This window comes from Streptomyces sp. NRRL WC-3618 (assembly GCF_001280005.1).
Classification (GTDB): Bacteria; Actinomycetota; Actinomycetes; order Streptomycetales; family Streptomycetaceae; genus Streptomyces.
Genome location: NZ_LGDW01000457.1, coordinates 1 through 16,578, shown reverse-complemented (window position 1 = coordinate 16,578; position 16,578 = coordinate 1). Strand labels below are relative to the sequence as shown.

General features: G+C 72.8%; 12 protein-coding genes. 7 read left to right on the top strand and 5 right to left on the bottom strand.

The features are described from left to right. Positions 1–46: 46 nt before the first annotated feature. From ADL01_RS32365 to ADL01_RS32355, 3 genes are all read left to right on the top strand, one after another. Positions 47–883 (top strand): response regulator transcription factor, encoded by an 837-nt coding sequence (locus ADL01_RS32365; RefSeq protein WP_053745594.1) that lies wholly within the window; start codon positions 47–49, stop codon positions 881–883. A 181-nt stretch (positions 884–1,064) separates the two neighbouring features. Next, positions 1,065–3,899: a helix-turn-helix transcriptional regulator gene (locus ADL01_RS32360; protein ID WP_053745593.1), complete on the top strand. Its 2,835-nt coding sequence runs from the start codon at positions 1,065–1,067 to the stop codon at positions 3,897–3,899. Between the two features lie 294 nt (positions 3,900–4,193). Continuing rightward, positions 4,194–4,985 (top strand): S1 family peptidase, encoded by a 792-nt coding sequence (locus ADL01_RS32355; protein ID WP_053745592.1) that lies wholly within the window; start codon positions 4,194–4,196, stop codon positions 4,983–4,985. A 94-nt stretch (positions 4,986–5,079) separates the two neighbouring features. Here the strand turns inward: ADL01_RS32355 and ADL01_RS32350 are convergent, their stop codons facing one another. Further along, entirely contained in the window at positions 5,080–6,231 is a 1,152-nt protein-coding gene (locus ADL01_RS32350) for a winged helix DNA-binding domain-containing protein (protein WP_053745591.1), read from the bottom strand. A gap of 154 nt (positions 6,232–6,385) precedes the next feature. Between ADL01_RS32350 and ADL01_RS32345 the strand changes: the two genes are divergently transcribed. Next, positions 6,386–7,075, top strand: a complete 690-nt coding sequence (locus tag ADL01_RS32345) for a GAF and ANTAR domain-containing protein (protein WP_234354867.1) — start codon at positions 6,386–6,388, stop codon at positions 7,073–7,075. Positions 7,076–7,261: 186 nt separating this feature from the next. Here ADL01_RS32345 and ADL01_RS32340 read toward each other — a convergent pair whose 3' ends face one another. Genes ADL01_RS32340 through ADL01_RS32325 form a run of 4 tightly spaced genes read right to left on the bottom strand, consistent with a single transcriptional unit; the run spans position 7,262 to position 12,453 of the window. Next, entirely contained in the window at positions 7,262–8,485 is a 1,224-nt protein-coding gene (locus ADL01_RS32340) for a cytochrome P450 (protein WP_053745590.1), read from the bottom strand. Between the two features lie 12 nt (positions 8,486–8,497). After that, a complete protein-coding gene (locus ADL01_RS32335; protein WP_053745589.1) occupies positions 8,498–9,751 on the bottom strand; it encodes a DUF2201 family putative metallopeptidase in 1,254 nt (417 codons plus the stop codon). After that, a complete protein-coding gene (locus ADL01_RS32330) occupies positions 9,748–11,019 on the bottom strand; it encodes an AAA family ATPase (RefSeq protein WP_053745588.1) in 1,272 nt (423 codons plus the stop codon). Before ADL01_RS32330 ends, ADL01_RS32335 begins: the two co-directional genes overlap by 4 nt. 54 nt (positions 11,020–11,073) lie before the next feature. Further along, positions 11,074–12,453 carry a hypothetical protein gene (locus ADL01_RS32325; RefSeq protein WP_053745587.1) on the bottom strand — a complete coding sequence of 460 codons (1,380 nt, stop codon included), beginning with the start codon at positions 12,451–12,453 and terminating at the stop codon, positions 11,074–11,076. A 255-nt stretch (positions 12,454–12,708) separates the two neighbouring features. Here ADL01_RS32325 and ADL01_RS32320 point away from each other — a divergent pair, with 255 nt between their 5' ends. The 3 genes from ADL01_RS32320 to ADL01_RS32315 all read left to right on the top strand — a co-directional run. Beyond that, on the top strand, positions 12,709–15,108 hold the full coding sequence (locus tag ADL01_RS32320; protein WP_053745586.1) for an SdrD B-like domain-containing protein: 2,400 nt from the start codon (positions 12,709–12,711) through the stop codon (positions 15,106–15,108). Continuing rightward, complete coding sequence (locus ADL01_RS46825) at positions 15,002–15,697, top strand: SdrD B-like domain-containing protein (protein ID WP_234354871.1); 696 nt, start codon at positions 15,002–15,004, stop codon at positions 15,695–15,697. Before ADL01_RS32320 ends, ADL01_RS46825 begins: the two co-directional genes overlap by 107 nt. A gap of 111 nt (positions 15,698–15,808) precedes the next feature. Beyond that, positions 15,809–16,578, top strand: a 770-nt coding sequence (locus ADL01_RS32315) for a hypothetical protein (protein WP_053745585.1), incomplete at its 3' end; no start/stop codon positions are given.

Sequence of the window (16,578 nt, the reverse complement as noted above, 5' to 3'; positions counted from 1 at the left end):
ACACCGCGAACGCACCACGAGCGGGCCGCGACGAAGGAGGGACGAGGTGGCAGCAGACACGGCCGAGGCGGCTGAGGTGCGGCGGGCGCTCGTCCGGCTGCGGCGGGCGACGGGGCTGCCGGTCGCCTTCGGCGGGCTGGTGGAACCCGGGCACCGGCACATGCGCATCAGCGAACTGAGCGGCACAGCCACCCAGGCGCTGCGCGCGCTCGCGGTGACCGCGGGTAACGGCCTGGGCGGCAAGACGGTGGCCCTGGCCCGCCCGTGCGCGGTGACGGACTACTCCGTCTCCCGGCAGATCACCCACGAGTACGACATCCCGGTCGCCGCCGAGGGCCTGCGCTCGGTGGTGGCGGTCCCGGTCGTCGTACGGCGCCGGGTGCGCGGTGTTCTGTACGGCGCCCTGCGCACGGCCCAGCCGCTCGGTGACCGGCTGATCGGCGCGGCGGTCGAGGCGGCCCGGGACGTGGAGCAGGCGCTGGTCGTGCGGGACCACGCGCGGGAGCTGCTGGCGGCGGCGCGGCCGGAGCCCGCCCACGCTGTACGGCCAGGTGACGGGGCGTGGGAGCAGGTGCGGGAGGCGCACGCGGCGCTGCGCGCGCTGGCGCCGCGGATCGCCGACCCGGCGCTGCGGGGCGCGCTGCTGGACGCGTGCGGTCTGCTGGCCGCCGGGCGGCCCGTGGACGGGGTCGAGCTCGCGCCCCGGGAGCTGGACGTCCTGGCGTGTGTCGCCTCGGGGGCGTCCAACGCGGTCGCCGCGGAGCGGCTGGGGCTGCGTCCGGAGACGGTGAAGGGCTATCTGCGCTCGGCGATGCGCAGGCTGGGCGCCCACTCGCGCGGGGAGGCGGTGGTGGCGGCGCGGCGGGCTGGGCTGCTGCCGTGAGAGCCCCCGCGCACAGGGCTGTGGCGTCACGCTCCGCACACGTATACGGTGCATTCATTCACTGATGCCTTGAATTTCCCCATGCCGCTACCGTCCTGTTATTCGGCTCTCCGCGTCACCGGCCGGAAATTCAATGATCTGTTGCCTAATATTGGGCCCCACACGACACAGGAGGGGAGCGGTGACCGTGCGACGGGACTTCCAGGAGTCTGGCCGAGGCCGCTCTGACCTGCTCATAGGTCGGGAGGACGCACTCGCGGCAGCGCGCGAGCAGCTCTCGCGCGGCGGCAGCGTGCTGCTGCACGGACCGGCCGGAATAGGAAAGTCGACCGTCCTGCGGACATTGGCCGCGGAATACGGCGAATCGGCACGGACCGTGTTGCGCTGCTCCGCCACCGAGTCCGAATCCCATCTCCCCTTCCTCGCGCTGGCCGACCTCCTGGGGCTCGCCCTCGACGAGGTGTCCGGCCAGTTGCCCGTAGCGCAGCGTGTCGCCCTGGAGGCGGCGCTCACCGGCCGGGGCGAGTCCACCCTCCAGCGCGACGGCCTCGCACTGCGGCTGGCCGTGCTGTCCGCACTGCGCGCGCTGGCCGCCAAGGGCCCCGTCCTCGTGGTCGCCGACGACCTCCAGTGGCTGGACAGCGCGAGCACCGAACTCCTCGGTTTCGCCGCCCGCCGCCTCGGCGACGACCCCGTCCGGATGGTGTTCGCGGGACGGACAGTGGACGGACAGGAGTACGACCGCTATCTACGCGCGTCCACACCGGACACCCTGGCCGTTCGGGTCAACCCGCTGACCCGCTCCCAGGTGGAGACCCTCCTGGAGCACCGGGGCTACGCCCTCCCGCGTTCGACGGTGCGCGAGATCCACCGCACCAGCGCCGGCAACCCGCTCTACGCCCTCGAACTGGGCCGGGCCCTGGCCGAGAACCCCACTCCCCCGCGCCCGGGCGAGCCGCTGCCCGTGCCGACCTCGCTGCGCGCCCTGGTCCTCAGCCGCCTGGAGATGCTGTCCGACGACGCCCGTCGCACCCTCCTCGTGGTGAGCGCCGGCGCCCGCCCCACGCTGGCCCTGCTGCACGCGGCGGGCCGGAAGAACGCCGAGGCCGAGACAGCCCAGGCCGCCGCCCTCGGCCTGCTGGCCACGGAACCCGAGGGCCCGGCCGTACGGTTCGCTCATCCCCTCGTCTCGGCGGCGCTGTACGCGGAGGCGAGCGCCCAGGAACGCCGGGCCGCGCACGCCGCGCTGTCCACGGCCGCGTCCGACCCCATAGAGCGGGCCCGGCACCTCGCCCTGGCCACCGACGGCACGGATCCGCAGGTGGCCGCCCGCCTCGCCGAGGCCGCCGCGCTGGCCCGGGACCGCGGAGCACCGACGGTGGCCTCCTCGCTCGGGCTGCTCGCCGCCCGGTACACCCCGGCCGACGGCGTGCCCAACCCCGACGAGCACCGGTTGCGGGCCGCCGAGGACGCGATCACCGCCGGTGAGCTGGATCTCGCCCGGGACATCGCCCGCCAGGTGCTCGCCCGGAGCACGGTTCCCGCGCAGCGGGTGCGGGCCTGGATCATCGTGATCGACACCGCGGGCCACGCCATGACGGAGGTCGACGCCGTCTTCCCGCAGGCGCTGGCCGACGCGGGCGACGACCCACGGCTGCTCGCCCTGATCCACTACCAACTGGCCTGGCGGGCGCTCCTCGTGGAGGGCAACTTCGCCGAGTGCCGCGAGGAGGCGGCGCGCGCGGCTGAACTCGCCGAGCGGGGCGGCGACCGGTACACGGAGCTGATGTCGCTCTCCTTCCAGGCCCAGACCGAGACCCTGATGGGCCACCCGGACGCGCCCGCGACGATCAAGCGCGCGCTGAGGGAGCCCCAGGACCCGCAGGTGACCGTCCATCACAACGGCATCGGTACGGCCCGGTTCCGCTGGCTGATCATGAGCGACCAGCTGCCGGAGGCACGGGCCACCATCACCACGCTGCTGCGCGAGGTGCGCCGGCGCGGATCGGTCGAGAGCGAGGTGCACTTCCTGCGCGGCCTGGCCGAGACCGAACTGCGCTGCGGGCACTGCGGCCGGGCGCTCGACCTGGCCCGGGAGAGCCTGCGGCTGGCCCGGGACACCGGTATCGGCGAGGTCGCCTCCGCGATGCTCGCCGCGCTGGCCGAGGCGTCCGGCGGCGACGTGGACCGGGCGCTGGCGCTGGCCCGGGAGTCGGTCGAGCACGCCGAGGAGAACGGCGACCTGATCTATCTGTCCCGGGCCCAGGCGGCCCTGGGATACGCCCGGCTGGTGGCCGGGGACGCGCCGGGCGCCGTGCAGTCGCTGCGCCGGGCACGGGAGTTGGAGCACGATCTCGGCGTCGACGACCCGGCCCGCGGACGCTGGCAGGGCGACCTCGCGGAGGCCCTGGTCCGCGTGGGCGAGCTGGACGAGGCGCAGGAGGTCATCGACGTCTCCCGCGCGCACGCGCTGCGGCTGGGGCGCGAGAGCGTGCTCGCGGTGCTCGACCGGGCGGAGGCTCTGGTACGCGCCGCGCGCGGCGAACACGAGGCGGCTCTCGCCCAGTTGACGTCCGCGCAGGACCGGCTGGCCAAACTCGGCTACGGACTCGAGGAGGCGCGCGCCGCCCTCGCCCTGGCCGAGCTGCGCACCGGCCCGCCGGTGCCGGGTGCCACGCCCGCCCCCACGTCGTACGACGAGGCGGCGCGTCTGTTCAGACGTTCCCGCGCGCTGCCCTGGCTGCGCCGGGTGGACGCGGCCACGGTGCCGAATCCCGCGCCGCAGCCTCTGTTCGTACAGCGGCCGCAGGCGCTCGCCGCGCTCGACGGGCTCGCCGCGATGGAACGTCAGGTCGCGGCGCTCGTCATGGAGGGCGCGACCAACCGCGAGATCGCCGGACGCCTGTTCATCAGCGTCAAGACGGTCGAGGCGACGCTCACCCGGGTGTACCGGAAGCTGGGGATCCGGTCGCGAGTCGACATCGTCCGGCTGGCGGCGGGACGCCACACCGGCTGACGCCCGCGTACCCCTGCCGCCCGCGTATACGCCGTAACGCGTAGCCGCCGTACGGCTGTGCGCCTGCGCGGAATCCGTCTTCGGGCTCTCACCGTATCGTGCCGTCGACCCCGTACGACCGAGGGTTTTCCCTCCCCAACTCCCCTAGGGGGTTCCCTCATTGGGAGGCCTCTTAACTGGCTCCTACCTTATGGATATGCCGCTCGCCGGGCAGACGGAGCAGCTCCAAGGCCCCGTGCAGAACCCCCCACACCCGAGCGACCCCCCACCGGCATCCCCACAAGAGGAGAACCCATGTTCGGGCTCACCCGCGCCAAGAAGGCCGCCGCCGTCCTGGTGGCCACCGCTGCCGCCGCGTCGACCGCGCTGATCGCCGCCCCCTCGGCGGTCGCCGCACCCCAGCCCATCGTGGGCGGTACGACGACCACCGCGGCGACGTACCCGTTCGTCATGCAGATCACGGACGCCTCGCAGAACCAGTTCTGCGGTGGCACCCTCGTCTCGGCCACCAAGGTCGTGACCGCGGCCCACTGCATGGTCGACGAGACGACGAGCAGTGTCAGAGTCGTCGGCGGCCGTACCTTCCTCAACGGCACCAACGGCACGGTCAGCCGGGTCACCAAGATCTGGATCCACCCGGACTACACCGGCGCCGAACAGGGCGACGACCTGGCCGTACTGACCCTCGCGACCTCGATGCCGTACACCACGGCGCCGTTCGTCACCTCGTCCCAGACCGGCGTGTACGCGGCCGGCACCACCGCCCGCGTCATCGGCTGGGGCGACACCTCCTCGGGCGGCAGCGCCTCCAACCAGCTGCGCACGGCGACCCTCCCGACGGTCTCCGACGCCAGCTGCACCCGCTCTTACGGCTCCCGCTACATCAAGAGCGACATGGTCTGCGCCGGATTCACCTCCGGTGGCGTTGACTCCTGCCAGGGCGACAGCGGCGGCCCGCTGATCATCGGCGGCGTCCTGGCAGGAATAGTTTCCTGGGGCGATGGCTGCGCTGCGGCCGGCTTCCCCGGGCTCTACACCCGGCTGACCACCTACTCCAACCTGGTGGCGACGCAGGTCGCGTCGTAATCACCAGAGGTACAGCCACCACAGTCTCCCGAGTACCCCTCGGGTGAATGCCAGGGGGCGTTGCGGACCGGCCACGAGCGGTCCGCAGCGCCCTCTATCCATGTTCTGGTACGACCCTCCCGAGCCGGATGTCGTACGCCGCCGGCCCGTGCAGCACCGCGAGCATCCGTTCCCCCTCCTCGGTCACCGCCGCCCACTGGTCCTTGGTGAACTCGCCGAACGGCTCGACGGTGAGCGTGCGGTCCTCGAGACGCCAGAGGCCGGCCAGGAAGCCGTCGACGAGCAGGGCGCGGTGCGCCTGGTTGCCCGTCCAGGTACGGCCCTTGAGGTCGGCGGGGACGACCCGGGTGCGGTCGGCGTGGGAGAGGAGCAGGTTGTCGAACTCGGGCAGGAACCGCGGCGGCGCCGGGGTGTCCGGGTCGGGGCGGGGCGCGTCGGGGAGGTCGAAGAGCTCGGTGCCGCGCTCGTCCCGGAAGGTGAGCAGGCGAGGGCGGAGACGTTCGAAGGCGTCGCGCAGCCGGGTCAGACCGGCCCAGGTCTGCATGTCCTTCACGGAGGCCGGGCCGAAGGCAGCCAGGTAGCGCAGGACGGTCGGCTCCAGCAGCGAGGCCGGGTCCGGTGCGGTCGCCCGGCCCAGCCAGTGCTCGGCGGTGGTGAGGGCGACCTGCCCGCTGCGGCCCCACAGCCCGCGCGGGGTGACCTGGACCAGCGGGAGAAGGCAGCGGGCGGCGACCGACAGGGACTGCGGGTCGGCGTGCGGCCACTCGACGAGCAGCGCCTCGCGCAATTGCTTCATGGTGCGCGGCTCGGTCTCGACGAGGTCGCGGGCGAGGGCGGCCAGCCGGTCGAGGTCGACGCCCACAAGTCCCTTGCGGAAGTTGGTGAGTTCGCGGTCCATGGCGGGCTGGACGAGCGGTCGCAGGGTGCGGCAGTCGGCGGCGGTGTGGGTGTGGATGGTCGAGCGCATGGTGACGATGCGTACGGCCTCCCGGTCGGCCATCAGCCGGGACAGTTCCTCGGGCACGAAGCCGTCGAGGCGGGCGGCGAGGGCGTAGTACGGGGGCTTCACGTTCTGCGCCTGGAGGCCGAGGAGGTGCGCGAGGGCGTCCTTGGCGGACATCGGCGACCGAGTGAGCAGCAGTTGCCGGGCGAGGGTGGCCCGGTTGAGGGCGCGGGGGCCGAGGACGGGGGCGGGTGAACCGGCCGGGGGTGCGGTGGTCGAGGTCGTCTTCGCCGTGTTCTGCATGCTCCGCACGCTAGCCCTCCTTGCGGACAGGTTCGGTCCGCAAGGCCCGCCGGATCCGAGGATCAGCCGGTTGCCGCTGCCGACACCGACCTGAGCCAATCGTGGAAAACTGGGTAGGAGGCTTGTCCGGAACGGACGAGAAGCGGAGGGCCGAGTGGACTGGGGACGGTTCGCACAGCAGCTGGCGTCGATGGCGCGGGATCTTCTGGCACAGGATTCGGTCGATGCCACGCTCCAGCGGATCACGGCATCAGCCACCGAACTGGTGGAGGGCTGCGACGCGGCCGGCATCCTGGTGCTGCAGGGCAGCCAGGTGAAGACGCTCGCCCCGACCGAGCCGCTGGTCGTAGACAGTGACCGGCTGCAGGAGCGGCTGCGTGAGGGGCCGTGCTTCGACGTGGCGCACACCTCCGGGGGAGAGCGGGTCCTGCGTATCGCCGACCTCACCGGGGAGCACTCGCGCTGGCCCGCCTACGCACCGCGCGCCCATGAGCTCGGAGTGGGCAGCACGATGGGTTTCCTGCTGTTCACGGAGGACGAGGACCTCGGCGCGCTGAACCTCTACTCCCGCAGACCCGGCGCGTTCACCGAGGCCAGCGAGCGGGCCGGGTGGCTGCTGGCCTCCCACGCGGCGGTCGCCTTCGCGAGCGCCCGCACTCACGCCCAGATGGAACGGGCCGTCGCCACCCGCCATTCCATCGGCGAGGCCATGGGCATCCTCATGGGCCGCCATCGCGTGACCGAGGAGCAGGCGTTCGACGTGCTGCGCCGCTACTCGCAGCAGAACAACGTCAAACTCCGTGAGGTCGCCCGCAAGGTCTGCGAACAGGGCGGCCTGCCCTGACCCGGGGGAGGCGGCTCCCCCGGCACACTGTCCGAACCAGAGGAACCTGAGCAGGCTCAGCCCCATGGGACGCCGAACCCGACCTACGGACCAAGTCCCCCCTCCCGTCCCTTCCACACCCGGATTTCCGATCGGACGGCGGGGAGGAACCGGGGTCGCCCGCCGCGCGGCGCCGGTGGAGGCGTCTCAGGCCGGGGTGAAGGCGACCTCGAGGCGGGTGAGGCCACGGAAATTGAGGCTGCGCTGCCACTGCGGGGGCTCTGTGTCGGCGAGCCGCAGGCCGGGAAGGCGGCTGAGGAGCGCCTCCAGGACGATCTCGCCCTCCAGCCGGGCGAGCGCCGCGCCGAGGCAGAAGTGCGGACCGTGTCCGAACGCCATGTGGCGTCCGCCGGAGTTCGACCGTTCGAAGTCCAGCACGTGGGGGTCGGGGAAGACGGCCGGATCCCGGTTGGCGGCGCCGCCCACCAGGAGCACCGTCTGCCCCTCGGCGATCTCGCGGCCCGCCAGGTCCAGATCGTGCCGCGCCCGGCGCAGCATCAGCTGTACGGGCGCGTCGTAGCGCAGGAGTTCCTCGACCGCCGCGGGCATCAGGTCGGGCCTGTCGCGCAGTTGGCCGGCCGCGTCCGGGTTCCGGAGCAGGGCGAGGGTGGCGTTGCCGATGAAGTGGGTGGTGGTCTCATGGCCCGCGATCAGCAACAGGGCGCAGTTGGCGAGGAGTTCGTCGAGATCCTGGTCACTGTCACTGTCGCCGGCCTGGTCGGTGACCGTCGCGCGCAGTGTGCCGGGGGTCGGCGGGGTGCCCTGGCGGGTGAGGAGCTCGCGGAGGTACGCGAGCATCTCCGCCATGCTCTGTGAGGCCTCGCGGTTGCGGTCCGCGTCGAGCCGGGAGTTGCCGATGGCCTCGGCGACCGGCTCGGACCAGGCGGCGACCGCGGCACGGTCCGCCTCCGGTACGTCGAGGAGGTCGCAGATGATGGTGAGCGGGAGAGGACGGGCGAGGTCCGCGACGATGTCCATCCGGCCGGTCGGCGCCGCCCGGGTGATGATCCGGTCGACGGCTTCGACGATCCGGGCGCGCAGCGTGGCCACCGCGCGCGGAGCGAACGCCCTGCTGATCAGGGCCCGCAGACGCGGGTGGTCGGGGACGTCGTTGTAGAGCATCTGCCGGCTCAGGACCCGGGCCAGCGGCCGCAGCTCCTCCGGTACGGCCTCGATGTCGGGGTAACGCACCGAGGACAGCCCGGGGGCGCCCGCCGCGCTGCTGACCACCGCGTGTCCGGTCGCGATCCAGGCGCCCGTGCGACGGTCCCAGAAGAGGTCGTCGGCGCTGCGCAGTTCTTCGTAGAACTCGTAGAGCCGCTCTTGGACTTGGGGCCGAAAGGCTGACAGAAGCGATGAGGGGGTGCGCATCGGACCATTCTTTCAGCGCTGTCGGCTCGTGGAAGCCGATCCGATGTCGACAACCCGTGCCCAGCCGGGCGGCGAGTCCGGCGTGTGGTCGCCGTCCTCGTCCCACGTGTGCTGCCGGGGAAACAGGCCCACCACCGTCCGGCACGGTGGCCTGGTGTCGGGCCAGGGTGTCTGGCCGTCGGTCAGGACCACGACGACGTCGGGGCGCGGGAGCGCCCGCAGTGCCCTGGTAAATCCGGTGCGCAGGTCCGTACCGCCGCCGCCCATCAGGGGAATGCCCTCGGCCTGGCACAGCGGGTGCACGACCTGGGCCGACGCGTCGCACGGCAGTACGGTGACCAGGTCGCGTCGGCCGCCCACCGCGCGGGAGATCGCCGTGACCTCGAGGAGCGCGCTGCCCAGTTCGGCGTCGCTGACCGACCCGGAGGTGTCGATGATCACGGAGACCCGGGGTGGTCTGCGCCGCAGGCTCGGCAGTACGACGCCGGGCAGCCCCGCCGAGCGGCGCGACGGCCGGCCGTAGGTGTAGTCCTCGCCCGCGCCGCTGCCGGAGGCCGCCGAGCGGACCGCCGCTCCCAGCAACTCCCGCCAGGGCAGCGGCGGGTGGAACGCCTCCTCCGCCCATCGCCGCCACCCCTTCGGGGCGTGCCCGGGGCGGCCGTTGATGCCCTGCGCCACCCGGAACCGGACGGCCTCGCGTTCCTGCTCGGTGAGTCCGTGCGCGCCGTCCGGCCCCAGGTCCCATTCCCGTGCCAGCCCGTCGGCGCCGCTGCCGCAGTCCAGCCAGGCCAGGCTCAGCGTGTTCGGCCCGAGCCGGAAGCGGCTCAGGTACTCCTCCATGAGCTCCCCCTCCGGCAGCCCCAGCGATTCCGGCTCGACGGCGCCCTCGGGTCGGACGAGCCCGTCGCCGAAGACGTCGTCGTTGATCTCGCAGTCCGCAGCGATGTTCATCCGCAGCCGTTCCCCGGGGCCGGTCAGCCCGTGCTCCCGGGCGTAACGGTCGCTGCGCCCGTGGTGGTCACGGAGCAGATGTGACACCTCGTGCACCCACACCCCGGCCAGCTCCTCGACCGGGGTCCGGTCCACGAACGCCGGTGAGGCATAGCACCGCCAGTGCCGGTCGACGGCCATCGTCGGGACGTGCCGTGACTCGACGGGGTGCAGGGCGAACAGCGCCGTGGCCAGGTAGGGCCGGGTCCGGACGGCGTGCAGCCGGGCGGCGAAGAGTTTGCCGAGGTCCAGCGTCCCCGGCGCGCCGGCGTTCACCGGCCGCCCATCGTTGCGACTCCGGCGCCGGTCCGGGCCGCGACTCGGTCCGCCGCCCGGTCCGCCCGCCGGGACAGGGACACCACTCCGGCGAGTTTCTCGATCGCCGCCGGAACGTCCCAGTCCTCCTGCCGCAGCGAGGCCAGGGTGGTAGCGGGGACGACCACCAGGTCCGGAGCCCCGGTCTCCAACGCGCGGACCAGCAGCGCCCACGCCGCGTCCCAGCGAGCCTTCTCCGGGCGCCCCCGCACCGCCGCCACCACACCGTCCAGCACGGCCTGGCGCAGGTCGCCCCGGTCGGGCAGGACGGCGCTCGCCGGGTCGGCGAGCAGCGTCTCGGGGTCCGGGAGGTCCATCCGGTCCAGGCTCGCCAGCAGCTCCAGCCCAGGACCGTCCCCGACCGCGCCCCTGACCAGCAGCGAGAGGACCTCCCGGGAGGATCCGGCGGCGGTAGCGAAGGCGATCAGGCTCAGGGTCATGTCCCAGCTCCGGGGTGACGGCCAGGCGCCGCCCCGCCGCGTCTCACTGCCGGGCAGTTGGTGCACGAGCTTGGGACGGGTGGCGAGGAACCCGCACACCGCGCGGCGGGCGAAGTCCACGGCGTCCGGCAGCTTTTCGGGCGCGAGCCGCGGCAGGGTGGCCCGGGGCCAGGTCCCGCCGAGGCCGCGTACGACCACCTCGTGGTCGTGGGTCCACTGGAGATGGACGAACCGGTTGGCCAGCGGCGGGCTCAGCTCCCAGCCGTCGGCGGCCGAGGACCGGGGGTTCGCGGCAGCCACGATCCTTACGCCGGGCGGCAGTTGGAGGGCGCCGATCCGCCGCTCCAGCACCAGACGGAGCAGGGCGGCCTGAACGGCCGGCGGCGCGGTGGACAGCTCGTCGAGGAACAGCAGCCCCCGGCCCGCCCGGACGAGTCGTACCGCCCAGTCCGGCGGGGCCATCGGGACGCCGTGCGTCGCGGGATCGTCCCCGACGACGGGCAGCCCGGAGAAGTCGGACGGCTCGTGGACACTCGCGATCACGGTGGTGAGGGGGAGGTCCAGCGCGGCGGCCAGCTGTGTCAGGGCCGCGGTCTTGCCGATCCCCGGCTCACCCCACAGGAGGACGGGCAGGTCGGCGGCCACGGCCAGGGTCAGGGCCTCCAGTCGGGTGTCGGGGCGGGGTTCGGTGGTGGTGTCGCGCAGGAGGGTCGACAACTGGGCGGCGATGTCGAGTTGGGGGGTGTGGGCCGGGGCCTCGGGGACGGCGGAGCGAATGTCTGCGGGCATGTCTGATCACCTCTGGGTTCGTCGTGAGTGGGTGCGGGGCCGGCCGTCCCGGAGTCAGCGGAAGGTCGCCCGGCTCGATCGGGTACGGGGGCCGTCCGGGCGGCCCCGGTCAGCGGTGGGCCCGGGTCCGATCAGGCCCGACCTGAACAGTCCGTAGGTGATCCGCCGCTCGGCGGCACGCTCCAGTTCGTCGCGCAGAGCGCCGCCGCGCAACACCGCGTCGGGGCCCAGCAGGCCTTCCACGACGGCCAGCGCACCGGCGATGTCTCCGTGGTCCAGGCGTTCACGGACGCCGGTGAGGCAGTCCGGGTGGCGGTGGGCCTCGTCGATGGCCCGCAGGCAGGGCAGTGGCGTTCCGGTCAGCGCGACCAGGAGTTCCTCCCTGCGGATCTCGGCCGGGTCGTGGTCCAGCGGGGCGAGCACCCCGTCGACCAGGCCGATCCGGTGCCGGGCGCCCCGGCACTCCACGAGGCGCGGCTCACCCGGCCGGCCGGGGTTGCGGGACGGAGGGGCGGGCGGACGGTCCGGTACGAGTGCCTCGGCGACCAGCGGATGCAGCCGGTCCGCCTCGATCGCGCCGGTGCGGAGCAGTTCCCGGTCGGGCGGCACCCAGGTCGCCGCGTCGGGCAGGACCGGCAGCGCGGCGGTGGCGCCGTCCGGGGGAGTCTCCGTGATCCGCAGCGTGGGCCCACCGCTGTCGGACGCCGCGACCAGGTCCAGGAGCAGGCGGCGCCGGGCCCCGAGCCGCACGGTGACGGTGCCGGTCCCGGTGTGCCGCCCGTCGGCCCGGAGCAGCAGCGACGCCTCGGCCGCCCACCGGTCCACGGCACAGCGCCGCCCCTGCGGCACCAGCACCGGAGGGTCGTCGTCGCCGAGTGGCCGGTCGGCCCCGGACCGCATCCGCAGCTCTCCGGCTCTGCGCGCGTCCCACAGGTGGCGATGCAGGTCGAGGCGGAACCGCCTACTGGGGTGGGGGTGCGGATGGCGGCGGGTGCCCGCGTCCGTGTGGGTGGCTGTCCACAGGGTGAGGCTGATCCGCTGGCCGGCGTCCGCCCAGGCCGGCGGGGTCCGGGCCACGAGGTGTACCGGGTGTGCGCCGGCCCGATCGCTGATGCCGTACCGGGCCAGACCGATCGTCAGGCCCGGGCGCAGCAGCCCGTCGGGGGCGATCCTCGGCAGGTGCCAGCGCAGCAGGTCGGGCGCCAAGTGGCGGAGATCGGCGCGGAGTCGGGCCGCGAGTTCGTGACCCTGGGTACGGGCCACGGATCGCAGGTTCAGATCGGCATCGACGCCAGCGGCGGCACACGCGCCCGCCCAGTCCCCGGCCAGCCGGCGAGCCGTCGCGGTCTCGATCATGGACGGTGGCACGGCGAACTCTCGTACGCGCGGCCAGAAAGAGAGGTGGGTGTCCCCGTACGCGTTCTGAGTGAGCATCAGCACTCACCTTGCGCGGACGGGACCCCCATTCTGTGAACAGAGTGAGTGGTCATCGTGCGCGACGGTACCGACCCCCGGGCACGGTGCGCCACCGCTTTTCCCGGCACCGGTCCGAAAATCCGCTGATTCCTCCGAACGGGCCGATTCGATCTTCTTCACCGTTCCCATACATAGCTCGATGAGGTGTTCGCTCCACGAGACGAGGACACAGTGTTTCGAGCAGAACCAGGCGCCACCGCCTCGCGCCGGCGCGTGCACGACGCTCCACCCGGCCGGCGCAGACGTCTGGCCGGTCTGACGGGACTGAGTCTGGCGCTCGTCGCGACCGGTTCGCCCGCCCTCGCGGCCACCGGGCTGGGCCCGCTCGCGGTGACCACGCGGGCCGCCGCTCCCGGTGACGGCACCGTGACCGTACGGGTCGTCACCGAGGTGGACGCGGACGGCGCCTACGACAGCGTGCTGGAGCCGGGCCTCTCCGGCGTCAGGGTCAGCCTGACGGACGACGCCGGCGCCGTCCGGGACCTGACGACCGGGGCCGACGGCACGGTCACCTTCGCCGCCACGTCCGAGCTCACCGGCGGGAAGTACCGCGTCCAGGTCACCAACCCGGACCCCGGCAACCTCTCCCCCGCCGTCGCGGGCCTGGGCACCGGCGCCGACGTCATGCGCGGCAACATCGGCTTCGTCGACGTGTCCGGCGGTACGAACGTCACCTACACCACCGGTTTCTGGGAGCCCGGCGTCTACTGCCAGGAGAACCCCGACCTCGTCAGCTGCAACCTCACGAAGGGCGACGCCCCGGGCACGTACAAGGGTCTCGTCTCCTTCAACGGGGGCTTCACCGGTGACACTCGGGACGGGGGTGTCACCCAGCTGACCGACAACACGAAGCAGCAGGCCGTGTTCGGTATCGGCGTGGACCGCACCGGCAACACGTACATGGGCACGCTCGTCAAGCGGCACACGGCCTACGGGCCGGCGGGCAACACCAACACGATCTACCGCCAGTTCGGCACCAACGCGACCGTCGATGCCTTCGTCACACTGCCCGGCACGCTCACCCCGCACGAGACAGCCGACAACTGGCTGCACGACAACGCCGTCTACGGCAGGGTCGGCCGCGAGGGCATCGGTGACGTCGACGTGTCGGGTGACGGCAGGACGCTGTACGCGGTCGACATCAGCGACTCCAAGCTGTACGGCGTGGCCATCGTGGGCTCCGGCGAGACGGCCAGATCCGGCACGCGGACGGCGTACGACATTCCGCGGCCGAGGGCCTGCGTCGGCGAGTGGCACCCGTACGGCCTCGGTGTGCGCGGCAAGCGCGTGCTGGTGGGCGGGGTGTGCGGCGCCGAGTCGACCGTGACCACGGACGTCCCCTGGGGCGACCCGACGCAACTCAGCGCGCACGTCTACGAGTTCGAGAACGGTGCGTTCCGCGAGATCTTCACGCACGCGCTGAACCATCCGCGCGGGTGCGCCTACCGGTTCCTCCCGTTGGACCCGAACAACACCGGCTACCGCTGTACCAAGCCGTCCACGGTCGGCCAGGTGATGAGCGGCGAATGGGAGGCCTGGAACCAGCGGGTGCCGGGCAGCGAGGGGCACTCCTTCATCTCCGCCCCGCAGCCGATGCTGTCCAACATCGAGATCGCCGACAACGGTGACCTGGTGCTCGGCTACCGCGACCGCTTCGGCGACATGACGGGTACGGCCACGTACGCCCACAACGCCACGGCGGGTCCGCTGGTCACCGGCATCGCCGCCGGTGACGTCCTGCGCGCCTGCAAGTCGGGGACGACGTACACGCTGGAGAACAACGGCTCCTGCGGCTCGCTGCACGGCAATCTGCCGGGCAACGGCGAGGGCCCGGGCGGCGGCGAGTTCTACCAGGACTCCACGGTCCTCGGGGACGCGATCCACGACCAGGTCGGCGAGGGCGCCACGGCACTCCAGCCGTACCGCGACAAGCTGTGGGGGACGGTCTACGACCCGTTGGGCGCCTACCAGCAGGGCGTCCGCAGCGGGAACGCGAACAACGGCGCGGTCCGGGGCAACCTGCTCATCCAGCCGACCTCGAACAACAACCCCGCCCTGCTCCAGAACCTCTTCGGCAAGGCCAACGGTCTTGCCGATCTAGAACTCGTGTGCGACCAGGCGCCCGTCCAGATCGGCAACCGGGTCTGGTACGACGGAAACGGCAACGGCATCCAGGACCCGTCCGAGCCGCCCGTCCCGGGCGTCGTCGTCACGCTGACCCCGCCGACCGGCCCGGCACTGACCGCCACGACCGACGCGAACGGCGAGTACTACCTCGGTACGAAGGACGGCCTGACGCCGAACACGGCGTACGCCACCACCTTCGACTACACCGGCATCGACCCGTCGAAGCTGCCCGGCTCCCCGACCATGGCGGGGCTGAAGTGGACCCAGCCGCGCGCTCGACTCGAACGTCGACTCGGCCGGCCGGGCCCGGGTGGCCGTCGGCGACCCCGGCGACGTCAACCACACGATCGACGCCGGTCTGGTCGGTCCGGTCAACAGGCTGGGCGACCGCGTCTGGTACGACGCGAACGGCAACGGCACCCAGGACCCGGGCGAGCCCGGCGCGAAGGACGTCCAGGTCGAGCTGATCGACCCCGCCACGGGTGACGTGCTCAGGACGACCAAAACGGACACGGACGGGCACTATCTCTTCGCGAACCTGCCCGACGGGCGCTACAAGGTCTGCTTCCGCGGCCCGCGCGGCTACCTCTGGACCCGGCAGGACGCGGGCGCGAGCGGTGACGACTCCGTCGTCGACCGGACCAGCGGCTGCTCCCCGGTGGTCACCCTCGGCCCGGGCAACCGGACCGACCTCACCCTCGACGCGGGCCTGGTCAGGGAGTTGACGCTGACGGTCGTCAAGACCGACCGCAAGACCGGCAAGCCGCTGCGCGGCGCGGTCTTCCAGCTGTGGCTCGACAGCAACGGCGAGGCCGGCCTCCAGCGCCAGGGCGCGGGCAAGGACCGTATGGTCGGCGACTGTGTCACCGGCGGGACGGGCATGTGCTCCTTCGACGACAACCGGATCGGCGCGTACTACCTCGTCGAGAAGGACGTCCCCGAGGGCTACGTACTGCCCGACAACCCGGTCTTCGGCCCGTACGGGCTGACCCTGGCGAACGGTACGGGCGCCCAGGGGCTGATCGTGAGGATCGCCAACAGTCGCGGTGAGCCGTGCACGGGCAAGAAGTGCTGACGCCCTGCCCAGTGGGGTGAGCGCCGCACACCCGGGAGGGTGACGTGACGCGGGGGGGGCCGTTTCCGGGTGTCGACGGGTACGGGGCCCGCCCGCATGTAGAGACGTCCCATGCGACGCATCAGGATCGGCACAACCGAGAAGACGCGAACGGTGCGGCGGGTCTGGTGGGCGACAGCGGGCGCCCTCACCGCACTCGTCTGCGGCGGCCTCCTCCTCACCGGCGGCGGCGAAGCTTCCGCCCCCCGGCCCCTCTCCGCCGACGAGGCCCAACGCATGGCCCTGGCCCGCTTCCGCACCTACCGGATCAGCCCCTCGGAGATCACCCTCCACGCGGCGTCCGGCGACGGCACGGCCGTGGTACGCGCCGTCGTCGACCACCGCAAGCACCGGGCGGTCGGATGGTACGAGGTGACGGGCAGCGGACGCCCCGACGGCGGCCTGCTCGCCTGGGACCAGAGCGGGCTGGCGGTGGCCGACGCGGCCCCCACCGCTCCCGCCAAGGACGCGCTGCGCGCGGCGGCGCGGATCAAGGCGACCGAGTGGACGCGCCGCGAGTTCGGCGCCGCGCCACTGGACACCGCCCTGCGCCTCGCCCTGTCGCTGGGCGCCGATCGCCCCGACAACGCGCAACTGCTGGCGCAGGCCGGGCCGTTGCGGCTGCGCGACGAGCGTGTGGACGGACGCCGGTACGACGTCTTCTCGGGGCCGCGGCCCCGGCCGAACGGGTCCGCGTCCCCGGACGGCCCCCGGGGAGAGCGCTCTCCGCTGTCGTACTGGATCGACGAGGAGGGGGGTATGCGGCGCGTGCGGGTGGATCTCGGCGGGGGCCGGAGGATCACTATGGATCTGGGTGGGGTTCGGGTTCGGGGGGTCAGTGG

Coding starts and splice junctions, on each gene's coding strand:
- ADL01_RS32355 (WP_053745592.1), top strand. CDS start 4,194: ATGTTCGGGCTCACCCGCGCCAAGAAGGCCGCCGCCGTCCTGGTGGCC.
- ADL01_RS32350 (WP_053745591.1), bottom strand. CDS start 6,231: ATGCAGAACACGGCGAAGACGACCTCGACCACCGCACCCCCGGCCGGT.
- ADL01_RS32340 (WP_053745590.1), bottom strand. CDS start 8,485: ATGCGCACCCCCTCATCGCTTCTGTCAGCCTTTCGGCCCCAAGTCCAA.
- ADL01_RS32330 (WP_053745588.1), bottom strand. CDS start 11,019: ATGCCCGCAGACATTCGCTCCGCCGTCCCCGAGGCCCCGGCCCACACC.
- ADL01_RS32325 (WP_053745587.1), bottom strand. CDS start 12,453: ATGCTCACTCAGAACGCGTACGGGGACACCCACCTCTCTTTCTGGCCG.